Genomic DNA, 20,574 nt, shown 5'->3' with positions numbered 1-20,574 from the left:
CGTGGACCCAGGACGCACTCTCCGCGGTCCGCGTCCCGTACGCGAAGGGGTAGAGTGGGCCCCATGCTTGCTCTCGACCTTGGAAAACCCCGCGCCTCGGTCCTGGTCCTGTCGATGAGCGCCGCCTTGATGCTCACCGCGTGCCCTGGCGAGGAGCCGGTCCTCGGTGGCAACGGCGACGACGCGGGCACGGAGGCCGGCAGCACGGGCGGCACCGGGAGCACCGAAGGCACGGACGGGGCCACGCTGGACACCGAGGGCACCGAGGCGAGCACCGGGGAGTCGGGCACGACCGGGGAGTCCGACACCGGCGAGCCGGCGTGCGTCGGCGTCACGCCGATCCTCGACCCCGAGCCGGAGACGGACACGGGCGAGGACACCACCGACGGCGGCATGGACACGGACACCGGGGTCGACACGGACACCGGGACCGAGACGGACACGGGCGGCGAGACCACGGACACGGGCGGCGAGACGACCACGGACACCGGCGAAGAGGGCACCGAGACCGGCGAGCCGCCGTGCCCCGAGTGCGCGCCGATCTGGGACCTCTACGACTTCCAGCCCCAAAGCTGCGGCTACACCGAGACCTACGGCCTCGACTCCTTCGAGGGCCACGTCACCCTCATCGCCATGCTCGCCGGGTGGTGCAGCTACTGCCAGAGCCAGGCCGGCAAGATGGAGGAGATGCGCCTCGAGCTCGCCCTCGAGGGCTACGACGTCCAGATGATCGCGATCAACGCGACCTCGGCCGACAACGACGACGATCGCCAGAACCTCGTCGATCGCTGCGCCTTCCCGCTCTTCCAGGACATCGACGAGGTCGACGCCTGGGACCTCCACGGGGGGACCAAGGACGACCTGGTCATCTACCACGCGGACGGGACCATGGCGGTGTTCCTCGACCAGGGCGGCGAGGTCAATACCAACCTGTCGACGGACGAGGGCTACGCCAACGTCAAGCAGGCGCTCCTCGACGCCTTCTAGACTCGATGGAGGGCCTTCGCAGGCCCTCCCCCGTGCCGGCAAAGCCGTCTCGGGTCCCTCTCCCCGGCGGTCGGGCCAAGCCCTCCTGTCCCCTGGACTCATGGAATCCCTGAGCCAGGGGACTAGCCGCGAGGGCCCCTCGCTTTGCGACAGGGCTCCGTGCTGGGACCGCGCGCTTTGTCTGGTCCCCAACTGGGACTGCGGCGACGTCCACGGGCGCTCACGCTCGACATCGCCGCGCTCGATTGGTGACATCGAGGATCGGGCGCTCCGCGGAGCCCACGCGCGCGCTATTCAGGCTTCGGAGACTTGCCATGCACACGCGAGAGCACTGGATGTACATGTTTTTTGGGGTCTGCGTCGCGATGAGCCTGACGGCTTGCCCGAGCGACGACACAGCCGACGAGGCTGGGGACGAGGCCGGGGAGACGGCTGGCGACGACGCGAGCGAAGAGGGCACGGAGCTGTCCTTCGAGAGCGACGTCTACCCGGTGATCACGGCGAGCTGCAGCTGCCACGTCGCGGGCGCGCCGGCCGATCTGGCGATGCCCGACGCGGGGACGGCCTACGCCAACCTCGTGGGCGTGGCGTCGAGCCAAGAGCCCGGCTCCTCGCGGGTCGCGGCGGGGGACCCTGCCGCGAGCTACATCGTCCAGAAGATCCAGGGGACGGCCAGCGCCGGGGATCCCATGCCGCCCAGCGGATCCCTGAGCGCCGCGGACGAGGCCTTGGTCCTCGACTGGATCGAGGCTGGGGCGAACCCCTGAGCCGAGCCGGCGGCGATCATCGCGGGCGCAGCTCGGCGAGCAGGCCGAAGTGGTCGGAGATGAAGGTCAGCGGATCGTCGGGCAGCGCCTGCGTCCCCAGGAGCTCGATGGACGAGACCTCCCAGTCGCGCGCGCGCACGAACACGCGGTCGATGCGGGCCCGCTTGCCCTTGGCGTCTTTGAGCCCGCGCATCGCGTTGCGCTCGGCGTCGACGCTGTAGCCCGGCTCATCCGGGCGCAGCTGCGCCCACGCGTCGGTCCAGCCCTCCCAGCTCTCGAACAGCGCCTGGGCCGGGCCGTCGGGGCTGAAGTTCATGTCGCCGACGAAGACCACGTTGGGCTCGTCGGCGAGGGCGGCGTGGATGCGCTCGAGCTGGCGCATGCGCGCCTTCTCCATGGCGCTCGTGCTCTCGAGGTGGACCGTCGCCAGGGTCAGGGGCGGGTCGACGTCGAGGCGGGCGACGAGCAGGGAGCGGCCCATCTGCGTGGGCAGGGCCACGCGCCAGTGCTCGAGGGGCCGTCGGCGCGCGCCCATGATCACGTCGTAGTGGGCGATGGACTCGTCGCTGATCCACCCGCCGCGCTCGCGCCAGCGCGAGACCCCCGGGCCGAACAGGTGGTCGAAGGTCATCTCCTGCAGGCAGACCAGGTCGGGGGTGAGCCCGTCGAGGGTGCGCCACAGCGCGCCTTGGCGGTCGGCGTGGCGCCAGTCGCCAAACCACACGTTCCAGGTGACCAGGCGGAGGGCGGCGGGGCTCATGGCGCCCATGGTCTCGGACAGATGGGGTCTAGATCCACTCGAATTCGATGACCCACAGGAAGGGGTCGCCGTAGGGGTCGATGGCCTCGTCGGCGATCATCCAGCCGCAGCGCTCGAGCATGCCGTCCTCGCCGATGGCGAAGGGCGCGTCCACGGTCGGCGCGCCGGGGAAGGGGTTGTCGCTGAACTGGACCTCGTCGACACACAGCGCGTACCACTCGTCGAGGGTCCGGACCGGGGCGACCTCCTGGCCCGCGAAGGAGCCGAGGGCCTCGCCCTCCTCCGCGAAGCCTTCGGGGCACTCGGCTCCGGAGTCGGGCCCTGCGTCGGGGGTGATCTCGACGCTGCGGCGGGTCACCGCGTCGCCCCGGACCTCGATGGTGGTCTTCCAGGTGCAGCCGCCCTGGTCGTCGAGGTAGGTGCGCGACGAGACGTAGTCGTAGTCCGCCCCCTCTTGGGCCTGCGCGTCGAGGAAGTCCTGGTGGCTCTCCTCGAGGGGCCCGTCGGCACCCTGGGTCGCGCAGCCCGAGGCGAGGGCGAGGGCGGCGAGGGTGAGGACGCTTCGGCGGCGCAGGAGCTCGATGCAAGGCATGGCCTGGGAGTGCCTCGGGCCCCACCGGACGATCATCCGGCCGGCGGTCTTTTTCTCGCGCGCACGCGCCGAGCCGGCGCAGGTGCAAACTTGCACCGAGGCCCCCGGATCGCCCGCGCATCGTGGCACCTTTGGGCGTGGCCAACCCCTACGCGAGACCGCAGTCCGACCCGTCGCAACAACCCCTCTCGGCCGAGGCCGGGCCCGCGCTGCGTAGAGCCACGCGCGCGCTGGTCGTGCTCTTGGTGCTGGGCCTGTGCGTGCGCTTGGGCGGCATCTTCTTTGACCTGCGCCTCGACAGCTGGCTGCGCGCGGCGGAGTTTGGCCTGGAGGAGGACGCCTCGCCGTGGCGGGCCGGGCTCGGGCGGACGTTGGGAGCGCGCTGGTTGAGCTGGGTGCTCGCGGTGCCGGCGTGGTGGCTCTGGACCTGGACAGCGCAGCGGGCCGCTAGAGGCCACGGCCTCGAGCTGCGTCATGGAGGCCTCGCCGCCGTGGGCTGGTGGTTCGTGCCGATCGCCAACCTGTTCATGCCGCTGCGCGTCCTCGCCGAGCTGTGGTGCGCGGCCGCGGATCCTCGGCCCGTGGCCTGGCGGCGCCAGAGCTTCCCCTCGTGGATCGTGCTGTGGTGGCTGAGCCTCCTCGCGATTCCCATGCTGGGGGCGGCGCTCGTCGAGCAGGTCGCCGACTTCTTCCTCGGCGGCGTGTTCGACGACTCGGTGACCGCCGCGCGGATGCACGCCATCATCCGCCGCGACGTCGCGCTCAACGGCCTCGTCCTGGTCGCGGGCGGCCTCGCCCTGGTGATCGTCACCCGGATCAGCGCGGGGCTGCTCGAAGGCCCGCGCTGATCCGGGCTCGAGGAAGGCGCGGGCCGTGGCCGAGAGGTGGCGGCGGCTGGGGTCGACCAGAGCGTGGTCGAATGTGCGCATTCGAAATACGCTTTATCTCTTGAATTTACGGTGCTGAACCATGATAAAGGACTTCGAGTGCCGAGCATGCGCGAGATGCTGTGGAAGCGCTCGTCCATGGGGACGACGATTCTGCGGCTCGTCGATGACCAGCTGATGGTCGCGGACGCAAACCCGAGGATGCAAGCGATCACCGGGCTGTGCCTCGACCGCGCTCGGGCGACACCTCCCCACCTCTTTTTCCCCGAATTCGTCCTCAAAGGCGACCGCATGGCTGCGTTTGAGGTCCTCGCCCGGGGCGCGAGCGACCTGCCGGCCCTCGACTACGAGGCTCAACGGCGCGTCGACGGGGAGCTGCGCGCGGCCTACCAGGTCATCGCCTATGGAGGCGATCCCGGGACCGTGGCGATCCAGCTCAACGACATCACGAGCCGCAAGCGCGAGGAGCTGCGCCTGCGCCAGCGCGGCGCGATCCAGCAAGAGCTGCTGAACTTGCTACCCCACGCGGTCTATTGGTGTGATGAAAACGGAATCCTCGCAGGCGGGAACGAGGCGCTGAGCCGGCTCATGGGTGTGACCGGGGCGTCCAGCCTGGTCGGGCGCTCGCTCGCGGACCTGGACCCGAGGTTGGCGGCCAAGGCGGAGCGCTCTGACACCGCGGCAGAGTCGGAGCGCGAGGTCGAGCTGGCGCTCCCCGACGGCGGGCGCCGGACCTTCCTCGCGTCCCAGGTCGAGCTCGAGGCAAGCGCGGGCTGGGTCGGGCTCCTCCACGACATCACCCGGCGCAAGCGCATGGAGCGGGAGCTGCTCGAGCGCAAGGAGTCCTTGGAGCAGGCCGTGCGCGCGCGGACCTCCGAGCTCGAGGAGCAGCTCGCCCTGGTCCGGTCGCAGCGCGAGACCATCCTCGAGCTCTCGGCGCCGATCATCCGGGTGTGGGACGGCATCGTCGTGCTCCCCCTCGTCGGCATGGTCGATGATCGCCGCGGCGAGGTGATCACCAGCCAGCTGCTCGCGGCCATCGGCGCTCAGGGGGCGCGCTGCGTGATCATCGACGTCACGGCGATCCACGCGGCGGACACCGGCTTCGCCCACCACCTGCTGAAGCTCGCCGGGGCGGCGCGCTTGTTGGGGGCGCGCTGCGTCCTCAGCGGGCTCCGCCCCGACATCGCTCAGACCCTCGTGAGCCTCGGCATCGAGCTCATCGGTCTGATCACCCTGCGCAACCTCGAGTCCGCGCTCCACGACTGCATCGCCCACCTCGAGCGCGCCCACGGGCGCCGCGCGAACCACTGACCTGGACGAGACCATGACCCACGAGCACACCACCTGGCCCGCCAAGACCCGCGACCTCCACAACCACCACCTCGACTCCACGCCCTGGGACCACGTCGAGCTGCGCGAGGGCGACGTGGTGATCGCCTCGTGGCCCAAGTCCGGCAGCACGTGGACCCAGCAGCTCGTCGGCCAGCTCCTGCACGCCGGCTCGGCCGAGCTCGACATCACCAAGCAGTCGCTGTGGATCGACCTGCGCGTGCCGCCGCTGCCGGTCAAGCAGGAGATCCTCGGGTCGATGCCCGGGCGCCGCTTCGTCAAGACCCACCTGCCCGTCGACGCGCTGGTCTACTCCGAAGACCGCCAAGTACGTGTTCGTGGGCCGAGACGGGCGCGACGTGGTCTGGAGCCTGTTCAACCACCACGCCCGCGCCAACGAGCAGTGGTACGCGACCCTCAACGACACGCCGGGGCTGGTCGGCGAGCCCATGCCGCGCCCGCCGGAGTCCGTCGTCGAGTACTTCGACACCTGGCTCGAGCGCGACGGCTACCCGCTGTGGTCGTTTTGGGAGCTGGTCCGCAGCTGGTGGGACATCCGCTCCTTGCCCAACCTGCACTTCACCCACTTCGCCGCGCTGCGCAGCGACTTCGACGGGGAGGCGCGGCGCCTCGCCGAGTTCCTGGGTGTGGCCGCGGACAGCCTCGACTGGGGGGCGGTCGCGCAGCACTGCTCTTTCGACTACATGAAGGCCAACGCTGGCAAGGTCGCGCCCCTGGGCGGCGTATTTTGGGAGGGCGGCCCGCAGACCTTCATCCACAAGGGCACCAACGGCCGCTGGCGCGACCTGCTGAGCGCCGAGCAGGTCGCCCGCTACGAGGCGACGGCCACCGAGCGCCTCGGTGAGGACTGCGCCCGCTGGCTGGCCACAGGCGAGCTGCCGGCCTGAGCTGGGGCCCCTCAAATGATCTCGAAGTAGCGGGCCTTGTCCCAGTCGGTCACGAACTTGCGAGCCTCGCGGTCCTCCCACTCGCGGGTGGCCGCGAAGTGGTCGACGAACACGTCGCCGAACAGGTCGCGGGCGACCTTCGAGTTCTTGAACAAGCGCGCGGCCTCGCCGAGGGTGCCGGGCAGGGGCACGGTCTCCTCGCCCGGGTTCTCGTAGGCGTTGCCTTCGCAAGCCGCGGGCGGCTTGACCCGGTTCTCGATGCCCCACAGCCCCGAGGCGATGGCGGCCGCGAGGGCCAGGTGCGGGTTGGCGTCGGCCGGGCCCACGCGGTACTCGCTGCGCGTGCTCTTTCCACCCGGGATGACCCGGATCGCGGTGGTCCGGTTCTCGACGCCCCAGTTGGCGTGGGTCGGGGCCCACATGCCCGGGACCAGGCGGCGGTAGGCGTTGACCGTCGAGCAGATCATCGGCAGCAGCTGCGGCATCAAGGTGACCTGGCCGGCGATGAAGTGCTCCATGGTCTCCGACAGGCCGCCGGGGCGGCTGGGGTCGGCGAACACGTTGTTGCCCTCGGCGTCCTCCAGGGACACGTGGATGTGCCCGCTCTGGCCGGGGTAGTCGTTGCTCCACTTCGACATGAAGGTCGCCAGCAGGCCCATGCGCTGGGCGACGACCTTGGTGTAGGTCTTGAACAGCGCGGCCTTGTCCGCGGCCGCGCGGGCCATGTCGTGGCGGAGCGCCGCCTCGAGCACGCCCGGGCCGGTCTCGGTGTGCAGGCCCTCGATGGGGCACTCGAGCGCCTCCATGGTCTCGAGCAGCTCGTGGTAGAGCTCCGCGTGCACGCCCGAGCGGAGCATGGAGTAGCCGAACATGCCCGGGGTCAGGGGGGTGAGGTTGGTGTAGTTCTTCTCGCGGGCGCTCTCGGGGGTCTCCTGGAACAGGAAGAACTCGTACTCGAGGGCGGCGCGGGGGTGAAAGCCCATGGCCTCGGCTTTGGCCACGACGCGCTCGAGCACCCGGCGCGGGCACACGGCCTCGTAGTCCCCGGAGAACTGGCCGAGCAGCAAGATGGTGTCGTCCTCGAAGGGCAGCTTGCGGACCGAGTTCAGGTCGAGCTCCACGGGGGCGTCGCGGTAGCCGGTGTGCCAGCCCGAGACCTCGGTGTTGTCGTAGAGCTGGTCCTGGCTGTCCCAGCCGAGCACGACGTCGCAAAAGCCAAAGCCCTTGCGCACGGCCGACTCGAACTTGTCGCGGTTGACGTACTTGCCGCGGAACACCCCGTCGATGTCGAACACGCCGATCTTGAAAAAGCGGATGGTCTCCTGGTCGAGGTAGGTGAACAGGGCTTCGGGGCTGTCGAATTGCATGGCGAGCTTCTCGTGTCGTTCGGGGCCAGGCCCCGCCAGGGGCACGGAGGGCGTGAGCCCGACCGCTTGGGAGGGGGACCCTGGACGGGTCCGCCCGGTCAGGGGGAGGGCCTGCGAGGGCCCTCCATCAAAGCTAGGGCGAGTCCGCCTTGGCGGGCTCGCGCCGGCGCAAGTGGAAGGACTTCGGGCGGGTCAGGGCGCGCAGGCCCAGGTGCGAGAGCGAGACCCCCGAGCCCGAGTCCTTGACGCCGACCCAGGGCAGCTCGGGGTCGAGGAAGTCGGCCCGGTTTTGGAACACGGTCCCGACCTCGAGCTGACCGGCGATGGCCTCGACGCGGGCGTCGTCGGTGGACCAGATCGAGGCCGTCAGGCCGAAGCTCGAGTCGTTGGCCAGGGCGACGGCCTCGGCCTCGCTGGCGACCTTCATGATCCCGATGGCGGGGCCGAAGGTCTCCTCGCGCATGACCGCCATGGTGTGGTCGACGTCGACGAGCATGGCGGGGGCGAGGTAGCAGGGCGAGGCGTCGGGTACGGCGAAGTCGTGGGCGGCGAGCAGGTCGGTCGCGCCCGCGGCCACGGCGGCCTCGACCTGGGCGCGGACCCGGGCGGCCGCGTCGGCGTTGACCACCGGGCCCAGGGTCGTGCCCGCGGCCAGGGGGTTGCCGAGCTTCAATTTTTTGGCCTCGGCCAGGTAGGCCTCGACGAAGCGGTCGTAGAGCGCGGCGTGCACGTAGATGCGCTCGATGGCGCAGCAGCTCTGGCCGGCGTTGTAGAACGCGCCCTCGACGAGGTTGGCCACGGTGAACTCGAAGTCGCAGTCGGGCAGGACCAGGGCCGCGTCCTTGCCCCCGAGCTCCAGGCCAACATTCATGAAGTTCTCGCGCGCGGCGGCCCGGAACACCTCGTGGCCGCCGCGGACCGAGCCCGTGAACGCGACCTGATCGACGCGGCGCTCGTCGAGGATCGTGCCGACGGTCTCGTGGCTGACCATGAAGTCGCTGACCAGGCCCTCGGGCGGCGGCGCGGCCATGAGCGCGCCGGCCTCGGCGAAGGCGTCGGCGATCATCGCCCCGCACGCGGCGGTCTGCGGGGCGTGCTTGATGAGCACGGAGTCGCCGGCGAGCACGGCCCCCGCGACGGCGCCGATCGGGACCAGCAGCGGGTAGTTCCACGCCGCGATGTCGAGGACCACGCCGACGGGCTCGTGGCGGATGAAGCGGTGGAAGCCCTCCTTGGCGGGCAGCGGCTCGTCGGCGAGGGCTTCGGGCGCCAGGCGACACAGGGCCTCGACCCGCCCGGCCATGACCCGGGCCTCGCCCTGGGCCTCGGCCAGCGGCTTGCCCATCATCTTCGAGATCAGCGTGGCGTGGCCGTTGGCCTTGGCCGCGAAGTGCTCGAGCATCTTGGTGCACAGCTCGACGCGGTCGGCCATGGGCCGGGCCTTCCACACGCGCTGGGCGAGGCGGGCTCGGTCGACGGTCGCCCGGGCCGCGTCGAGGCCGAGGGGGCGATACTCGTGGGCGACGCTGGCGTCGATGGGGGAGATGACGGCGACGGGCGAAGGTTGGGTCATCGCCGCGAGCATACGCGCGTGAGCGCCGTCAACGGTAGTCCGTCAGGTTGCGCCGGCTAGAGGGCACGCGACCGTCCCGTTCGCGCTTTTCCTGGCATTGCACGCACACGCTCACCCAGGGCATGAGCTCGAGGCGGCGGCGCTTGATCGGCTCTTCACAGTCCTCGCACATGCCGTACTCCTCGGGGTCCTCGTCGATCAGGAGCAGGGCCTCGCGGATCGCGGCCAATTTTTGCGCGCGCTCGCGGTTGCGGCTCGAGGCGATCGACTGGGTCATCTCCGTGAGCGGCGCCTCGTCCTCGTCGGGCTGGGCGACGGCGTCCGTCCGCGCGGGGGGGATCGATTCCTTGCCCTTGGCGATGAGCTCGTCACGCAGAGACAGCAGGCGCTCTCGCATCTGCGCACAGGTCGCGGCGTCCATTTGGAGAGGTTAGCAGGGCCAGGTTGGGGTCCGCGAGCCACTGGCCCGAAGGCGGGTGGGAACAAAGCGATACGCCGAGCGCAACACGCGATCTGGCGTCCGCCATGGGGCCTCGCTATGGTCCTGGGATGGTGGAGCGGAGCCGAGGCAGGCGTCGCCGGACGACGCTCAGCATGATCGCGGCGCGCCCGGACACGCCGGCTCGGCTGCTGCGTCTGCAGGCCGACGAGCGGCTGGCGAGCATGTTGAGCCCGCCGGGGACGAGCGACGCAGGGCGCATCGAGATCCCCACCCGCGAGCCCGTGACCAAGGGCGACGTCATCCACATCGAGGTCAGCTTTGGCGCCCACGCCGACGAGGTCGTGCTCCGCGGCCTGGTCCACGGCTGGCGCGAGCGGGGCGAGCGAGCGCCCCTGGTGACCATCGTGTTTGGGGCCGAGGAGCGCAGCCGGGCCAGCTACGTCCACGACGTGCTGCACCAGCGCCGGTCCGCCGCGGCCCGCTCGTCCCGGCGCCTCGACTCGGAGATCCAGGCCGTGTGGCGCTGGGGCCTGGGCACGCACCAGACCCAGATCGGCGACCTGAGCCGGGGCGGCGCCTTCATCCGCACGGGCGCGCCGCCCTCGGTGGGCAGCGACATCGGCCTCGAGCTCGACGACAGCGTGGTCGGCTTCATGCACACCACGCCGCTGACGCTCAAGGCGACGGTGGCCTGGGTCGGCCGCAGCCGCGGGCACCGGGGCTTTGGGGTCAAGTTTCGGATCGGCGATCGCGAGACCTCGGCCCGGATCGCCGCGCTGCTGCGCTGGCACGAGCGCGACGAGGGCTAGCTTCAGATGGAGGCCAAAAAGCGCTCGCGCCACGTCGGCGAGTGGGCGCTTTGGTCGGTGCCGATCATGGCGTAGAGCTCGGCGACGAGGCGGGCCCCGGCTGGGTGGCCAATGCGGTCCGCCCACGCGCCGAGCCGCGCGCGCTCTTGGTGTGGCTCGAGGCCTTCACCTTCGAGGAGGTCTCCCTCGAAGGCCTCGATGACCAGCTCGGTCATGAACGCCAGGGCGCTGCCGACGGGCTCCGTGGCGGCGGGCTCCCAGTAGACCAGCTCGGGGCCGGCGCCTTCCCCCTCGATGAGCAGGTAGTACGCGAGCTGGCTCTCCTCTTTGTGACACACCGGAACGACGCGGCCGGGCGGGAGGGCATCCCCCACGCCGGGGATGTCGAGGAGCTCGGCGAGAACCTCTCCGCTGGACGCGACGACCCGGCCGGTGATGGGGTCGGAGGGCGCTTCGTCGAGCGCCTGGATGAAGGGGTCTGGAAAGCCAAACTGGGAGAGCTTCGCTCGCCGGGCCTCGCCCAAAATCAGCTCAGAGACTGTCACCGCTGCCTCCATCGGCGTCGACGATCGTGAGTCGTCGAGCGTCGCCCTACTTCTTCTTTTTCTTCTTCTTTTTGGGCTTGCTCTTGTTCTTGCCCTTTTGGAACTTCTTCGCGTGCTTGACGTTGCGGTTGGCCTTTTGAGCCACGCGCCCGTCTTGCTGCATGCGCCGCGGCGCCTCGCCGACCTCGAGGATCAGCTCGCCCTCGGCGAACTGCAGCAGCTGCAGGACGCTCGCGTAGAGGAAGGGCGTCAGGCCCATGTCCATGCGCTTGTCGAGCTGCGAGATGGCGACCTGGGGGCGCACGGGCACGCGGATGTTCAACAGCTCGGCGTTCTCGTGGTCCTCGTGGCGGGGGTCGCCCTTGGCCGTGTCGCCGCCGATGTGGTGCATGCGGCAGGTCATCGGGCGCTTGTCCCCGAGGCGGCAGCGGCCCTTGGACTCGTTGAGGAAGGGGCAGGCCTCGCCGCGCTCGGAGAAGCGCTTGCGGCCCAGGCCCGCGGCCTTGGAGGTCATGCGGATCTTGTCGGGGTCGCGGCCGCGGTGCCCCTCCTGGATGTCCTTGAACTGCTGCTCGCCGAGCTCGCCGAGGCGCTGGGCGATCTGGGGGAAGTCGCGCCAGGTCCGGACCTCGCGGTAGATCAGCATGGCCTCGGGCCCGGTCACGCCGAAGGGCGCGGCGTAGCAGCCCCCGACGCCCTCGGGGGTGCCGGCGGGGAACATGCCGTCCGCTCGGTCGCCGAGGCCCTCGCGCACGGCCGCGAGGTAGCGATCGTAGGCGGCGAGCAGGTCCTCGACGCGGTCGTAAAAGCCCCGGGGCAGGCGCTTGCTCTGCTTGACGTCGGCGATGCCCTCGAGCCCGGCGAGGTCGTCGACGATGCGCTGCATGGTCTCGACGTGCTCCTTCGCGGACTTGCGAACCCGGCGGGGCAAGCGAGTGACACGGTCCCGCGCGAGCTTGATGCGGGGTCCAAACAGCGCGGTGATGAATTCGAACACGTCAACCGCGACTTCTAACAAATGGGCGCCGCACCGCCAGCGCCGGGACGCGAGCCTGGTCACGTGGGGAGGAGCCTCGAGCGGCGTTTGAGGGGCTCTAGAAGGGGTGCGAGCGGTTGCGCACCGACGAGCGCGCGAGTAGCGTTGCGGGCCATGACTCGCCGACTTCGTCCCCTGACCACCGCCGCTTTGACCCTGGCGCTCGCCCTGTCCGTGGGCGGCTGCGACAAGGGCGACGGCGGCACGACCAACCCAGGCGGCGGCGACGGTGCTGCGGACGGCGGGGGCTCCAAGGACTCGGGCGGGGCCCTCTACACCTACAAGGCCGACGGCTTCACCTTGACGGGGACCATGCAGGTCAAGCTCGAGCTGAGCTCGGCCGAGGGACAGGGCGCCACGGAGATCGAGGCCCGCAGCCTGATCGAGGCCGCGCCCGAGGGCGGCAAGCTCAAGGTCCACGGCCAGATCCTCGAGCTGACCAAGTACCTGGGCACCGGCTCCATGGACCCCGAGTTCATGAAGAAGCAGGCCGAGGAGGCCGGCCAGCCCGTGCCCGACATGGAGGGCGACCTGCGTAAGGCCGAGAGCTGGTCGATCATCTCGCTCAAGGGCGAGGCCGATGACGACGCGACCAAGGCCCTCGCGGAGAACCAGGGCGAGGACGACGGCAACGACTTTGGCCTCTTTGGCCTCCCGGACCTGCCCTCCGTCGACCTGAAGGAGGGCGAGAAGATCGAGCTCCCGACCAAGGACGACGAGCGCCAGCTGCCCTTCGGCGCCATCCCGGTGCAGGTCGACGAGACCTGGACCTTGCGGGGCATCGACGCCAATGGGGTCGCCGAGCTCGACGTGACCATCGAGGGCAGCGGCGCCACCGAGCTGTCCGGCGGCGGCGGCTCGGCGATGGTCTCGACCCTCGAGGAGTCGGCGTTCACGATCTTCTTCGACACCAAGACCCAGCTGCCCGTGTCGTTCACGGGCTACAGCGCCAGCGAGACCACCGTCGACGCCCAGGGCCAGAGCTTCAGCTTCGCGCTCAACACCGAGATCACGGCGTCCTACGTCGAGGGCGGCTCGGCCCCGGCTGAGGCGGCTCCGGCCGAGGCCGCGCCGGCCGAGGCGGCTCCAGCCGAGGCGGCGCCCGCCGAGGACGCGGCGGCTCCGGCCGGCTGAGTCTGGCCCTTCGCTGCTGCAATCAGCGTGGTTTGGCCCGGGCCAGCCACGCTGATTGCGTATCGAAGCCGAGCTCGCGCAGGCGCGGGAAGATCTCGCCCTCGACGCAGGCGAAGTAGATCATCGCGTATTGCCGGGTGTCGAGGACGCCGAGGTTGGGCTCGCCGCGCTCGATGACGAGCTCGCAGCCGGCGACCTCGGCGATGTCGATGCCGCCGCACACCGTGCGCTCGAAGCCGCGCAGGTCCTCGCCGAGCTGGGCTTGCAAGGCGGCGCGGTCGTCTTCGCCGAGGCGAGGCAAGAGGGCGCCGAGGGCCTCCCAGCCAAAGGTCGCGTGGAGGTGCTCGTCCCGCAGGATCTGCCGACACACGGCCTCCGCGAGCGGCTCGGTGGCGACGATCGCCAGGGCCTCGAGCATGGGCCGAGACAGCGTCTCGCCCAGGCAGCAGGCCGTCAGGATCGCGCTCGCGGCCCAGCGCAGCACGGCGCTCTCGTCGTCCGGGTCCCCTTCCGCCCGCGGCCGTCGAAGCTCGGGGGCGGCTCGCCACGGCGCCCGAGGTCGGGGCCAGTCGAGGGTGTCCTCGATGGGTCCGAGGGCCTCGGCGGGCCACAAGACCGCGGCGAACTCCGTGCACAGCTGGGCGTGGCGGACCTCGTCGGTGATCAGCCGGGCGAGGCTGCCGAGGATCTCGAACTCGACCCGCGCCGTCGCCAGGGCGTGGCACAGCTCGCTGAACTGCTGGACCGAGCCGAGCTCGTTGCGCCCGCGGTGCGCCCACTCGCGCGCGGCTCGGCGGCGCTGGTCCACGGACCACGGCGCCGGGTCGAAGGTGGAGAAGTCTGGCCAGGGATCGCGGTGGACCTGCCGGCGGTGGATCGTCGCCAGCCGGGGGCTCGGGGAGGCGAGGGCCGCGACGAGGGTCGGGCCGCCAGCCGGCGCGTCGCTCACGGGGCCTTCGCGTCGTGCTTTTTGTCCGCGGGCCCAGTGTTGACGTGCTTGGGCTCCACCTTCTTTTCGGGCTCGGGCTCGGGCTCGGGGCCGGTGTTGACCCGCTTTTCTTCGGCGGGGGCCTCGAGCTCGGGGGGCGGGCCCGCGTCGGCGCCGCTGGGGTCGGGGCCGGGGTTGGTGTGGATCGGCTCCTCGGGCGGGGGCTCGGGCGCGGTGTTGACCGTGACCTCGCCGGCCTCCTGCGCGTGGGCTCCCTCGGCGCCCGCATCCAAGTCGGGCTTTTCGGGCTCGGCCCCGGGGTTGACGGAGGGGCCGTCGCAGGCGCCCGCGCCCGTGACGAGCGAGGCGGCGAGGAGGCTGGTTCCCACAGAAACGACGAGGCGGCGAGGGGGCGGGCTCATGGCGGGAGCATACCGCGCCATGTCGCCGGGGTGGGACGCCGCGTACACTCCCTCGCCATGGCGCGGCGGGTGCTCATCATCGGCGCGACCTCGGCCATCGCCTCCGAGGTCGCGCGGCGCTGTGCCGTTCGGGGTGATCGCCTCTACCTGTTGGCCCGCAACCCGACCAAGCTCGCCGCCCTCGAGGCCGAGCTCGGCCCGGCGGTGATCGGCTCGGCCCAGGCCGACCTCGACGAGGTTGACGCCGCCGAGGCGCGGATCGAAGGGGCGCTAGCGAGCCTCGGCGGCCTCGACCTCGCCCTCATCGCCCACGGTCGCCTCGGCGATCAGCTCCGCTCCGAGCGGGATGTCGGCGAGGCCATGGCCACGCTGCACACCAACCTCAGCTCCGTCGTCGCCCTGCTCGTGCCCCTGGGCCGCCACTTCGCCGAGGCCGGCGCGGGTCACCTCGGCGTCATCACCTCCGTCGCCGGCGAGCGCGGCCGCCCCCGGAACTTCACCTACGGCGCGGCCAAGGGCGGGCTGAGCCACTACCTCGAGGGCCTGCGCAGCGTCCTGGGCCCCCAGGGGGTGCGCGTGCACAACTTCAAGCTGGGTCCCGTCGACACGCCGATGACCGTCGATCACCCGAAGACCGCGGTGTTCGCCGAGGTGCCGCAGGTCGCGGCGGCGATCCTCCGCGGCCTCGAGGGTCGTCGCCACGTCATCTACGTGCCCGGGTGGTGGCGGTGGATCATGCTCGTCGTCCGCAACCTGCCCGAGCCGATCTTCCAGCGCCTGCCTTTTCTGTCGGGCCGCTGAGTTCTGTTTTGCCCCCGCAGCCGCCTGGGACCGCGGGCGCTTCGTCGCTGTCCGCTCCTCCGCTTTGGCTTGGTGGGCAATGGAGTTCGTGCCATTGAGAGGGCATGTGGTCGCCCCCGCAAGCGGGGGCGTGGATTCGTTGACAGCCTTTGAGTCGTGGACGTGGGGCAGGGAGGGCGTGGGGTCGTCCACGACGGCTAAACTTCACAGTCCCTGAGCCCTTGGCAGGGGTGCGGGCCGTGGGCGAGAATGGGTCATGGCTGAGCAGAGTACGGGGCGCAAGGTTGGCTACTGGATCACCACGGGGATCGTCGCCTTCATCATGGGCGCGAGCGGGCTCGCCGATCTCATCGCCTTCCCCGAGGCGGTGCAGTTCTTCCTCGACCTGGGCTACCCGGAGTACATCGTCCGCTTCATCGGCCTGGCCAAGTTCCTCGGCGCCGTCGCGATCGTCGCGCCCAAGTTCCCGCGCCTGAAAGAGTGGGCCTACGCGGGCATCGTCATCGACCTGAGCGGCGCCGCCTACTCGCACATCGCCAACGGCGACGGGCCCGACAAGTACATCGGCCCGATCGTGTTCACGATCCTCGCCTTCGCCAGCTGGTACCTGCGCGCCGACGACCGCAAGCTGCCCGACGCCGACGCCGATCAGTAGCGGTCGACCGCTGTCATCGTCGCCGGTGTGGGCGACACCCGGGCCGCCGGTGTGCCTGCTGTTCGGTGCCGTTTAGCGACGAAGAGGGCGCACGCAGCTTTGCGTACACCCTCCTCGAGGATGGTGATTGGGATGGCTGCACTCAGGGAAGGATGCGCAGCTTCGAGTAGAACACGTCGGCGACGGCGCCGATCATCACGCCAAAGGCGTTGAACACGGTGTCGCGCAGGCACTGGGGGTTGTTCTCTTGGAGGTTGCTGATGGTCACGACGGGCTCGTTGGGGTCGGCGTCGAGGACGTGGACCAGGCCCTCGTTGTTGCCCTCGTCGCTCTCGAACACGAGCTCGTCGATGTCGACGAAGAAGTAGAGCGGGCCGAGCTGGGTGAAGTCCCGGTCGATCTCGAGCTCGACCACCACCTCGGCGCCGGGCTGGAGCCCCGCCGGGACGGAGGCGAAGTCCGTCGCGGTCTCGGCACACTCGTCCCAGTTGCCCTTCTCGGCCCCGAACACGTCGACGAAGAAGGGATGGTTGGTCGCCGCGTCGCCGGCGTTCTTGACCGTGAGCTCGAGGTTGACCAGGTCGGTGGCGGGGTCGTAGAAGCCGTCGATGTTCGAGAAGGTCAGGTCGGGCTTCGCGGCGAAGGCCGTGGCGGGGAGCAGGGTGAGGCCAATGGCGAACAGGGGGGTCAGCGGTGCTTTCATGGCTCTACGGTTCGCCTGAAAGTGTGTGCTTTTTTGGGCCGGGGGGATCGGGCTTGCAACCATTGTGTTGTCTCCACTGAATCGCGGTGTTGGGTCGAACTACCCGCGATTCGAGTGGTAGGTACCGAGCGGGTACTGACTCGATCAACGCTCGGCCCATCTTTGATGGTCACAAAAGAGTGTGCTCACTCACCGGCCTTTCACCGTCCCGATCGCGAGAGGTGGTCGAAGGGACGAACTCCATTGCCCACCAAGCCAAGCGGAGGAGCGGAGCGACGAAGCGCCCCCAGTCCCAGGCGGCTGTGGGGGCAAACCCACGAACCCACGCCCCCGCGAGCGGGGGCGACCACGAGCCTTCTCGAAGGCACGAACTTCATTGCCCACCAAGCCAAAGCGGAGGAGCGGAGCGACGAAGCGCCCCCGGTCCCAGGCGCCTGTGGGGGCAAAACAGAACTCAGGGACTGTCAACGAATCCACGCCCCCGCGAGCGGGGGCGACCACGCGCCTTCTCCAAGGCACGAACCCCATTGCCCACCAAGCCAAAGCGGAGGAGCGGAGCGACGAAGCGCCCCCGGTGCCCAGATGCCTGTGGGGGTAGAGCAGAGACTCAGGGACTGTGAAGTTTTCACAGTCCCTGTCTGCTCTAGCCGTCGTGGACGACGCCACGCCCTCCCTGCCCCACGTCCACGACTCAGACCTGCACGTCGAAGTCGCGCAGGGCGTCCTCGAGGCTGGTGCGCTTGTCCGTGCTGGCCTTGCGCTGGCCAATGATCAGCGCGCAAGCGAGCTGGTAGTCCCCGGCGGGGAAGGACTTGGGGCGGGTGCCAGGAATCACCACGCTGCGCGCGGGCACGCGGCCGCGGTGCTCGACGGGCTCGCTGCCGCTGACGTCGATGATCGGGGTCGAGGCGGTGATGACCACGTTGGCCCCGAGCACGGCCTCGCGCTCGATGTGCACGCCCTCGACGACGATGGCCCGGGAGCCGAGGAAGCAGCCGTCCTCGACGATGACCGGGGTGGCTCCGGGGGGCTCGAGCACGCCGCCGATGCCCACGCCGCCAGACAGGTGGACGTGGCGGCCGATCTGCGCGCAGCTGCCCACGGTGGCCCAGGTGTCGACCATGGTGCCGCTGCCGACCCAGGCGCCCACGTTGACGTAGCTGGGCATGAGCACGGCGCCGCGCTCGATGAAGGCGCCGCGGCGGGCGGTCGCGGGGGGCACGACGCGCACGCCGGCCTCGGCCCAGCCGCGCTTGAGCGGGATCTTGTCGTAGTACTCGAACGGCCCGACCTCCATGGTCTCGAGCTTGCGGGTGCCGAAGTAGAGCAGGATCGCCTGCTTGACCCAGGCGTGCACGGTCCAGCTGCCGCCCTCGCCCTCGGGCGGGGTCGCCACGCGCAGCTCGCCACGATCGAGCAGGGCGATGGTCTCTTCGACGGCGTCGACGTGCTCGGATTTGGCCAGCAGGCTGCGGTCTTCGTAGGCGGCGCGGATGAGTCGCTCGAGGGTCTCGCTCATGGGCTCCGTGTCGCACGCGAGGGCGCTGAACTCCAGAGGCGCCAGGTGCGCAGAGGCTCGGAGAGCTCGGGGGAGCGCGCTGTCGGCCGACGATGTCCGCCCAGAGGGCCCTCGGTGGCCGTCACCGACGACTTGGGGGGTACGCGGTACCCCCAGCCCCAATTCATTGGCATGCTGTTCTTCCGCGGGTCCGACCGCGGCGCGCTCAGATGACCGAAGGCAAGGCCAAAGTCAGGCGATCCCTCGACCGCATGCGTCGTCACCGAGAGGGAGCGCGGCGATCGGGCCGGAAGGCCGCGGCGCTGACGGATCGCGGGAGCGTGGGCTGGGACCACGACGCGACGCCCGAGGCGGAGCCCGAGACCCGTCTGGACGACAGCTCGCTCCCCGCTCGGGTCCTGAGTCTGTTCTCGGAGCCGGGCATCACGACGATCACGGCCGTGACCGCGGCGCGGGCCCTCGAGCGGCCCCGGCGGGACATCGAGACGGCCATCGACGCGCTGGTCCAGGCCGGCGAGCTCGAGCCCGTGGCGGAGGGCAGCTTGCGTTACTCCGTCGCGCCCGCGCGCAAGGCCCAGCTCGAGGCGATGTTCCGCGAGGCCGCCCACGAGCTCGGAGAGACCAACGCCTTGATGCTGCGCGAGCCCGACGAGCTCGCGGTGTTCGACGACGAGGAGGAGCCGCGCTTGCCGGTGACGGCGGGTCTGCTGAGCCTGTTCTTGCCGGGCACGGGGCAGCTGCTCAACGGCGACGTCGGCCGGGCCTCCCTCGTGTTCGCGGTGTGGAGCCTCGCGCTGCTCACCCACCTCTCGCCGATCTCGATCTTCGTCGCGCTCTACGCCGGCGCCGAGGCCTTCTTCACGGCCAAGGTCCGCGGCATGGAGCGCAAGCTCGCGGTCGAGTCCGGGACCAAAAAAGAGCCCTCGGGCGGCAACGCTGCGCTGCCGCCGGCTTGAGGACGCCTCGGGCTCAGTCGTCTTCGGCAGGCGCGTCGCCGTCGGCAGGCGCGTCGCCGTCGGCAGCAGCTTCGCCGCCTTCGGCCGGAGCGTCGCCCTCGGCAGCGGCCTCACCCTCGGCAGGCGCGTCGTCACCCTCGGCGTCCGCGCTCTCGTCCGCGGAAGCCTCGGCGCCCTCGGCCGGCGCGTCCTCGCTGGCCGCGGCCTCGGAAGCCTCCGCTTCGCTGGGCTCGCTGGACTCGCTGGAGCCACCGGGCTCGCCGAGCATCATGTCGGCGGTGTTCATGATGACCACCGGCGCCGGTACGCCGCTGTCGGTGATGCCGGGCTCGAGGTGCTCCGAGCCGACCTTGCCCTGCTCGGCGAGGCGCTCGTCGTCGACGAAGGTGCCGTAGCAGCCGCGGGCCTGCTCGCGCTCGTCGACGACCTCGACCACGCGGCCAACCTCGAACACGCGCAGCGCCTCGCCGACGTGGACCTTGAGCAGGCTGCGCACCGGTGGTGGGTTGTCGAGGGCCAGGAAGGCCGGCTCCCCCTCGGTCAGGGTCGCACTGTTGCTCAGCGTGGCTTCACGAAGGTCGACTCGCACCGCATTCGACATCGCGGAGACGGTAACAGAAAATCAGGGGCACCTGCGCGCCCGCGGCCGGCAATTCGAGGCAGCCGCGCAGAGGCTCCAGGGCTGGCCGGGGTGTCACGAAAGAGTTGAGACCTGGGCGGGAAGTCGCTAGCGTTGGGCGATGCAGGTCAGTGGTCACGTCATCCGGTCGCGCTACATGTACGTGCGCCAGGCGGGTGACGAGGCCTACCAGAAAATTCTCGCCGAGCTCGGCCCGGCCGGCAAGGACATGATGGACGGCGGGCCGCTCGAGACGGTCTGGTACCCCTTCGACGTCTTCGTCGAGCTCAACGTCGCCGTCGACAAGGTGCTCGGCCGCGGCGACATGCAGCTCGTCGAGGAGCTCGGCCGCTTCTCTTGCGAGCACAACCTGACCGGCATCTATCGGATCTTCTTTCGCTTCGGGAACCTCAACTTCCTGCTCGATCGCGCGGCCAAGGCCTGGCACTCGCAGTTCGACTTCGGGACGATGACGGTCCACCGCGACCCCAACGATCGCCACCGCGTGACCCTCAAGCTCGCCGAGGTGCCCAAGCCCCACCGCGCCCTCTACCTGGGCATCAAGGGCTGGGCCATGCGCGCGACGGAGCTGACCGGCTCGGAGATCGTCGACTTCGTCGACGGCTACAGCGACGACCCCAACGAAGCCATGACCTGGGGCTTCGAGTACCTGTAATGCCCCCGCGGGCGGCTCAGACCGGGGACGCGTGCTGTCATGCCCCCGCAGGCGGGTAGGACCGGGGACGCTTCGTCGCTGGCCGCTCCTCCGCTCTGGGTTGTCCTCAAACTCGTTCGTGCCTTCTAGGGCGCATGTGGCCACCCCCCAAGGGGG

General features: G+C 70.3%; 23 protein-coding genes and 1 pseudogene. 12 read left to right on the top strand and 12 right to left on the bottom strand.

Going from position 1 to position 20,574, the window contains the following annotated elements:
- The first annotated feature begins 63 nt into the window (after positions 1–63).
- A complete protein-coding gene (locus PPSIR1_RS41875; RefSeq protein ID WP_157595226.1) occupies positions 64–987 on the top strand; it encodes a redoxin domain-containing protein in 924 nt (307 codons plus the stop codon).
- Positions 988–1,301: 314 nt separating this feature from the next.
- Entirely contained in the window at positions 1,302–1,754 is a 453-nt protein-coding gene (locus PPSIR1_RS05560; protein ID WP_006970015.1) for a hypothetical protein, read from the top strand.
- A gap of 16 nt (positions 1,755–1,770) precedes the next feature.
- On the opposite strand, the gene PPSIR1_RS05555 is transcribed toward PPSIR1_RS05560, so the two are convergent.
- Entirely contained in the window at positions 1,771–2,514 is a 744-nt protein-coding gene (locus tag PPSIR1_RS05555) for an endonuclease/exonuclease/phosphatase family protein (protein ID WP_157595225.1), read from the bottom strand.
- Between the two features lie 28 nt (positions 2,515–2,542).
- Complete coding sequence (locus tag PPSIR1_RS05550) at positions 2,543–3,106, bottom strand: hypothetical protein (RefSeq protein ID WP_006970013.1); 564 nt, start codon at positions 3,104–3,106, stop codon at positions 2,543–2,545.
- Between the two features lie 137 nt (positions 3,107–3,243).
- On the opposite strand from PPSIR1_RS05550, the gene PPSIR1_RS05545 reads away from it, so the two are divergent.
- The 4 genes and pseudogenes from PPSIR1_RS05545 to PPSIR1_RS50700 all read left to right on the top strand — a co-directional run bounded on the left by PPSIR1_RS05545 (position 3,244) and on the right by PPSIR1_RS50700 (position 6,233).
- Positions 3,244–3,954 carry a DUF4328 domain-containing protein gene (locus PPSIR1_RS05545; RefSeq protein ID WP_157595224.1) on the top strand — a complete coding sequence of 237 codons (711 nt, stop codon included), beginning with the start codon at positions 3,244–3,246 and terminating at the stop codon, positions 3,952–3,954.
- Between the two features lie 147 nt (positions 3,955–4,101).
- Positions 4,102–5,307, top strand: coding sequence for an STAS domain-containing protein (locus PPSIR1_RS41870; RefSeq protein ID WP_006970011.1), 1,206 nt, complete (start codon positions 4,102–4,104; stop codon positions 5,305–5,307).
- 13 nt (positions 5,308–5,320) lie between these two features.
- Positions 5,321–5,572, top strand: a pseudogene (locus PPSIR1_RS51160) (sulfotransferase domain-containing protein); the annotation flags it as partial.
- A gap of 85 nt (positions 5,573–5,657) precedes the next feature.
- Positions 5,658–6,233: a sulfotransferase domain-containing protein gene (locus tag PPSIR1_RS50700; RefSeq protein WP_006970009.1), complete on the top strand. Its 576-nt coding sequence runs from the start codon at positions 5,658–5,660 to the stop codon at positions 6,231–6,233.
- An 11-nt stretch (positions 6,234–6,244) separates the two neighbouring features.
- Here the strand turns inward: PPSIR1_RS50700 and PPSIR1_RS05530 are convergent, their stop codons facing one another.
- From PPSIR1_RS05530 to PPSIR1_RS05520, 3 genes are all read right to left on the bottom strand, one after another.
- Positions 6,245–7,600, bottom strand: coding sequence for a glutamine synthetase family protein (locus PPSIR1_RS05530; RefSeq protein ID WP_006970008.1), 1,356 nt, complete (start codon positions 7,598–7,600; stop codon positions 6,245–6,247).
- Positions 7,601–7,733: 133 nt separating this feature from the next.
- Positions 7,734–9,173 (bottom strand): aldehyde dehydrogenase family protein, encoded by a 1,440-nt coding sequence (locus tag PPSIR1_RS05525; RefSeq protein WP_045115448.1) that lies wholly within the window; start codon positions 9,171–9,173, stop codon positions 7,734–7,736.
- A 28-nt stretch (positions 9,174–9,201) separates the two neighbouring features.
- Complete coding sequence (locus tag PPSIR1_RS05520; RefSeq protein WP_006970006.1) at positions 9,202–9,594, bottom strand: TraR/DksA family transcriptional regulator; 393 nt, start codon at positions 9,592–9,594, stop codon at positions 9,202–9,204.
- A gap of 173 nt (positions 9,595–9,767) precedes the next feature.
- Here PPSIR1_RS05520 and PPSIR1_RS05515 point away from each other — a divergent pair, with 173 nt between their 5' ends.
- Positions 9,768–10,424: a PilZ domain-containing protein gene (locus tag PPSIR1_RS05515; protein ID WP_006970005.1), complete on the top strand. Its 657-nt coding sequence runs from the start codon at positions 9,768–9,770 to the stop codon at positions 10,422–10,424.
- Between the two features lie 2 nt (positions 10,425–10,426).
- Here the strand turns inward: PPSIR1_RS05515 and PPSIR1_RS05510 are convergent, their stop codons facing one another.
- Together PPSIR1_RS05510 and PPSIR1_RS05505 are read right to left on the bottom strand one after the other, a co-directional pair.
- Positions 10,427–10,969 carry a hypothetical protein gene (locus PPSIR1_RS05510; RefSeq protein ID WP_157595223.1) on the bottom strand — a complete coding sequence of 181 codons (543 nt, stop codon included), beginning with the start codon at positions 10,967–10,969 and terminating at the stop codon, positions 10,427–10,429.
- A gap of 46 nt (positions 10,970–11,015) precedes the next feature.
- Positions 11,016–11,966, bottom strand: coding sequence for a YkgJ family cysteine cluster protein (locus PPSIR1_RS05505; protein WP_006970003.1), 951 nt, complete (start codon positions 11,964–11,966; stop codon positions 11,016–11,018).
- A 153-nt stretch (positions 11,967–12,119) separates the two neighbouring features.
- Here PPSIR1_RS05505 and PPSIR1_RS05500 point away from each other — a divergent pair, with 153 nt between their 5' ends.
- Entirely contained in the window at positions 12,120–13,139 is a 1,020-nt protein-coding gene (locus PPSIR1_RS05500) for a hypothetical protein (RefSeq protein ID WP_157595222.1), read from the top strand.
- A 22-nt stretch (positions 13,140–13,161) separates the two neighbouring features.
- Here PPSIR1_RS05500 and PPSIR1_RS05495 read toward each other — a convergent pair whose 3' ends face one another.
- Positions 13,162–14,088, bottom strand: coding sequence for a hypothetical protein (locus tag PPSIR1_RS05495; protein WP_006970001.1), 927 nt, complete (start codon positions 14,086–14,088; stop codon positions 13,162–13,164).
- Positions 14,085–14,489, bottom strand: coding sequence for a hypothetical protein (locus tag PPSIR1_RS05490; protein WP_157595221.1), 405 nt, complete (start codon positions 14,487–14,489; stop codon positions 14,085–14,087). Before PPSIR1_RS05490 ends, PPSIR1_RS05495 begins: the two co-directional genes overlap by 4 nt.
- Before the next feature lie 57 nt (positions 14,490–14,546).
- Between PPSIR1_RS05490 and PPSIR1_RS05485 the strand changes: the two genes are divergently transcribed.
- Complete coding sequence (locus tag PPSIR1_RS05485; RefSeq protein ID WP_006969999.1) at positions 14,547–15,290, top strand: SDR family NAD(P)-dependent oxidoreductase; 744 nt, start codon at positions 14,547–14,549, stop codon at positions 15,288–15,290.
- A 256-nt stretch (positions 15,291–15,546) separates the two neighbouring features.
- A complete protein-coding gene (locus PPSIR1_RS05480) occupies positions 15,547–15,945 on the top strand; it encodes a DoxX family protein (protein ID WP_006969998.1) in 399 nt (132 codons plus the stop codon).
- A 142-nt stretch (positions 15,946–16,087) separates the two neighbouring features.
- On the opposite strand, the gene PPSIR1_RS05475 is transcribed toward PPSIR1_RS05480, so the two are convergent.
- Together PPSIR1_RS05475 and PPSIR1_RS05470 are read right to left on the bottom strand one after the other, a co-directional pair.
- Positions 16,088–16,648, bottom strand: coding sequence for a hypothetical protein (locus PPSIR1_RS05475; protein ID WP_006969997.1), 561 nt, complete (start codon positions 16,646–16,648; stop codon positions 16,088–16,090).
- Between the two features lie 691 nt (positions 16,649–17,339).
- Positions 17,340–18,167 (bottom strand): 2,3,4,5-tetrahydropyridine-2,6-dicarboxylate N-succinyltransferase, encoded by an 828-nt coding sequence (locus PPSIR1_RS05470; RefSeq protein ID WP_006969996.1) that lies wholly within the window; start codon positions 18,165–18,167, stop codon positions 17,340–17,342.
- A 251-nt stretch (positions 18,168–18,418) separates the two neighbouring features.
- On the opposite strand from PPSIR1_RS05470, the gene PPSIR1_RS05465 reads away from it, so the two are divergent.
- Positions 18,419–19,123, top strand: a complete 705-nt coding sequence (locus tag PPSIR1_RS05465) for a hypothetical protein (protein ID WP_157595220.1) — start codon at positions 18,419–18,421, stop codon at positions 19,121–19,123.
- Positions 19,124–19,136: 13 nt separating this feature from the next.
- Here PPSIR1_RS05465 and PPSIR1_RS05460 read toward each other — a convergent pair whose 3' ends face one another.
- Positions 19,137–19,724, bottom strand: coding sequence for a hypothetical protein (locus PPSIR1_RS05460; protein ID WP_157595219.1), 588 nt, complete (start codon positions 19,722–19,724; stop codon positions 19,137–19,139).
- A 139-nt stretch (positions 19,725–19,863) separates the two neighbouring features.
- Here PPSIR1_RS05460 and PPSIR1_RS05455 point away from each other — a divergent pair, with 139 nt between their 5' ends.
- Positions 19,864–20,418 carry a hypothetical protein gene (locus PPSIR1_RS05455; protein WP_006969992.1) on the top strand — a complete coding sequence of 185 codons (555 nt, stop codon included), beginning with the start codon at positions 19,864–19,866 and terminating at the stop codon, positions 20,416–20,418.
- The last annotated feature ends 156 nt before the right edge of the window (positions 20,419–20,574 follow it).

The sequence above is a fragment of the Plesiocystis pacifica SIR-1 genome, assembly GCF_000170895.1.
Lineage (GTDB): Bacteria > Myxococcota_A > Polyangia > Nannocystales > Nannocystaceae > Plesiocystis > Plesiocystis pacifica.
The sequence above is the reverse complement of the archived record's forward strand: the minus strand, read 5'-3'. Positions and strand labels throughout refer to the sequence as shown.

Bases quoted from the DNA above. Each gene is read 5' to 3' on its own strand.
- PPSIR1_RS41875 (WP_157595226.1), top strand. From the start codon at position 64: ATGCTTGCTCTCGACCTTGGAAAACCCCGCGCCTCGGTCCTGGTCCTG.
- PPSIR1_RS05560 (WP_006970015.1), top strand. From the start codon at position 1,302: ATGCACACGCGAGAGCACTGGATGTACATGTTTTTTGGGGTCTGCGTC.
- PPSIR1_RS05555 (WP_157595225.1), bottom strand. From the start codon at position 2,514: ATGAGCCCCGCCGCCCTCCGCCTGGTCACCTGGAACGTGTGGTTTGGC.
- PPSIR1_RS05550 (WP_006970013.1), bottom strand. From the start codon at position 3,106: ATGCCTTGCATCGAGCTCCTGCGCCGCCGAAGCGTCCTCACCCTCGCC.
- PPSIR1_RS41870 (WP_006970011.1), top strand. From the start codon at position 4,102: ATGCGCGAGATGCTGTGGAAGCGCTCGTCCATGGGGACGACGATTCTG.
- PPSIR1_RS05530 (WP_006970008.1), bottom strand. From the start codon at position 7,600: ATGCAATTCGACAGCCCCGAAGCCCTGTTCACCTACCTCGACCAGGAG.
- PPSIR1_RS05525 (WP_045115448.1), bottom strand. From the start codon at position 9,173: ATGACCCAACCTTCGCCCGTCGCCGTCATCTCCCCCATCGACGCCAGC.
- PPSIR1_RS05520 (WP_006970006.1), bottom strand. From the start codon at position 9,594: ATGGACGCCGCGACCTGTGCGCAGATGCGAGAGCGCCTGCTGTCTCTG.
- PPSIR1_RS05515 (WP_006970005.1), top strand. From the start codon at position 9,768: ATGATCGCGGCGCGCCCGGACACGCCGGCTCGGCTGCTGCGTCTGCAG.
- PPSIR1_RS05500 (WP_157595222.1), top strand. From the start codon at position 12,120: ATGACTCGCCGACTTCGTCCCCTGACCACCGCCGCTTTGACCCTGGCG.
- PPSIR1_RS05490 (WP_157595221.1), bottom strand. From the start codon at position 14,489: ATGAGCCCGCCCCCTCGCCGCCTCGTCGTTTCTGTGGGAACCAGCCTC.
- PPSIR1_RS05485 (WP_006969999.1), top strand. From the start codon at position 14,547: ATGGCGCGGCGGGTGCTCATCATCGGCGCGACCTCGGCCATCGCCTCC.
- PPSIR1_RS05480 (WP_006969998.1), top strand. From the start codon at position 15,547: ATGGCTGAGCAGAGTACGGGGCGCAAGGTTGGCTACTGGATCACCACG.
- PPSIR1_RS05475 (WP_006969997.1), bottom strand. From the start codon at position 16,648: ATGAAAGCACCGCTGACCCCCCTGTTCGCCATTGGCCTCACCCTGCTC.
- PPSIR1_RS05470 (WP_006969996.1), bottom strand. From the start codon at position 18,167: ATGAGCGAGACCCTCGAGCGACTCATCCGCGCCGCCTACGAAGACCGC.
- PPSIR1_RS05465 (WP_157595220.1), top strand. From the start codon at position 18,419: ATGCGTCGTCACCGAGAGGGAGCGCGGCGATCGGGCCGGAAGGCCGCG.
- PPSIR1_RS05460 (WP_157595219.1), bottom strand. From the start codon at position 19,724: ATGTCGAATGCGGTGCGAGTCGACCTTCGTGAAGCCACGCTGAGCAAC.
- PPSIR1_RS05455 (WP_006969992.1), top strand. From the start codon at position 19,864: ATGCAGGTCAGTGGTCACGTCATCCGGTCGCGCTACATGTACGTGCGC.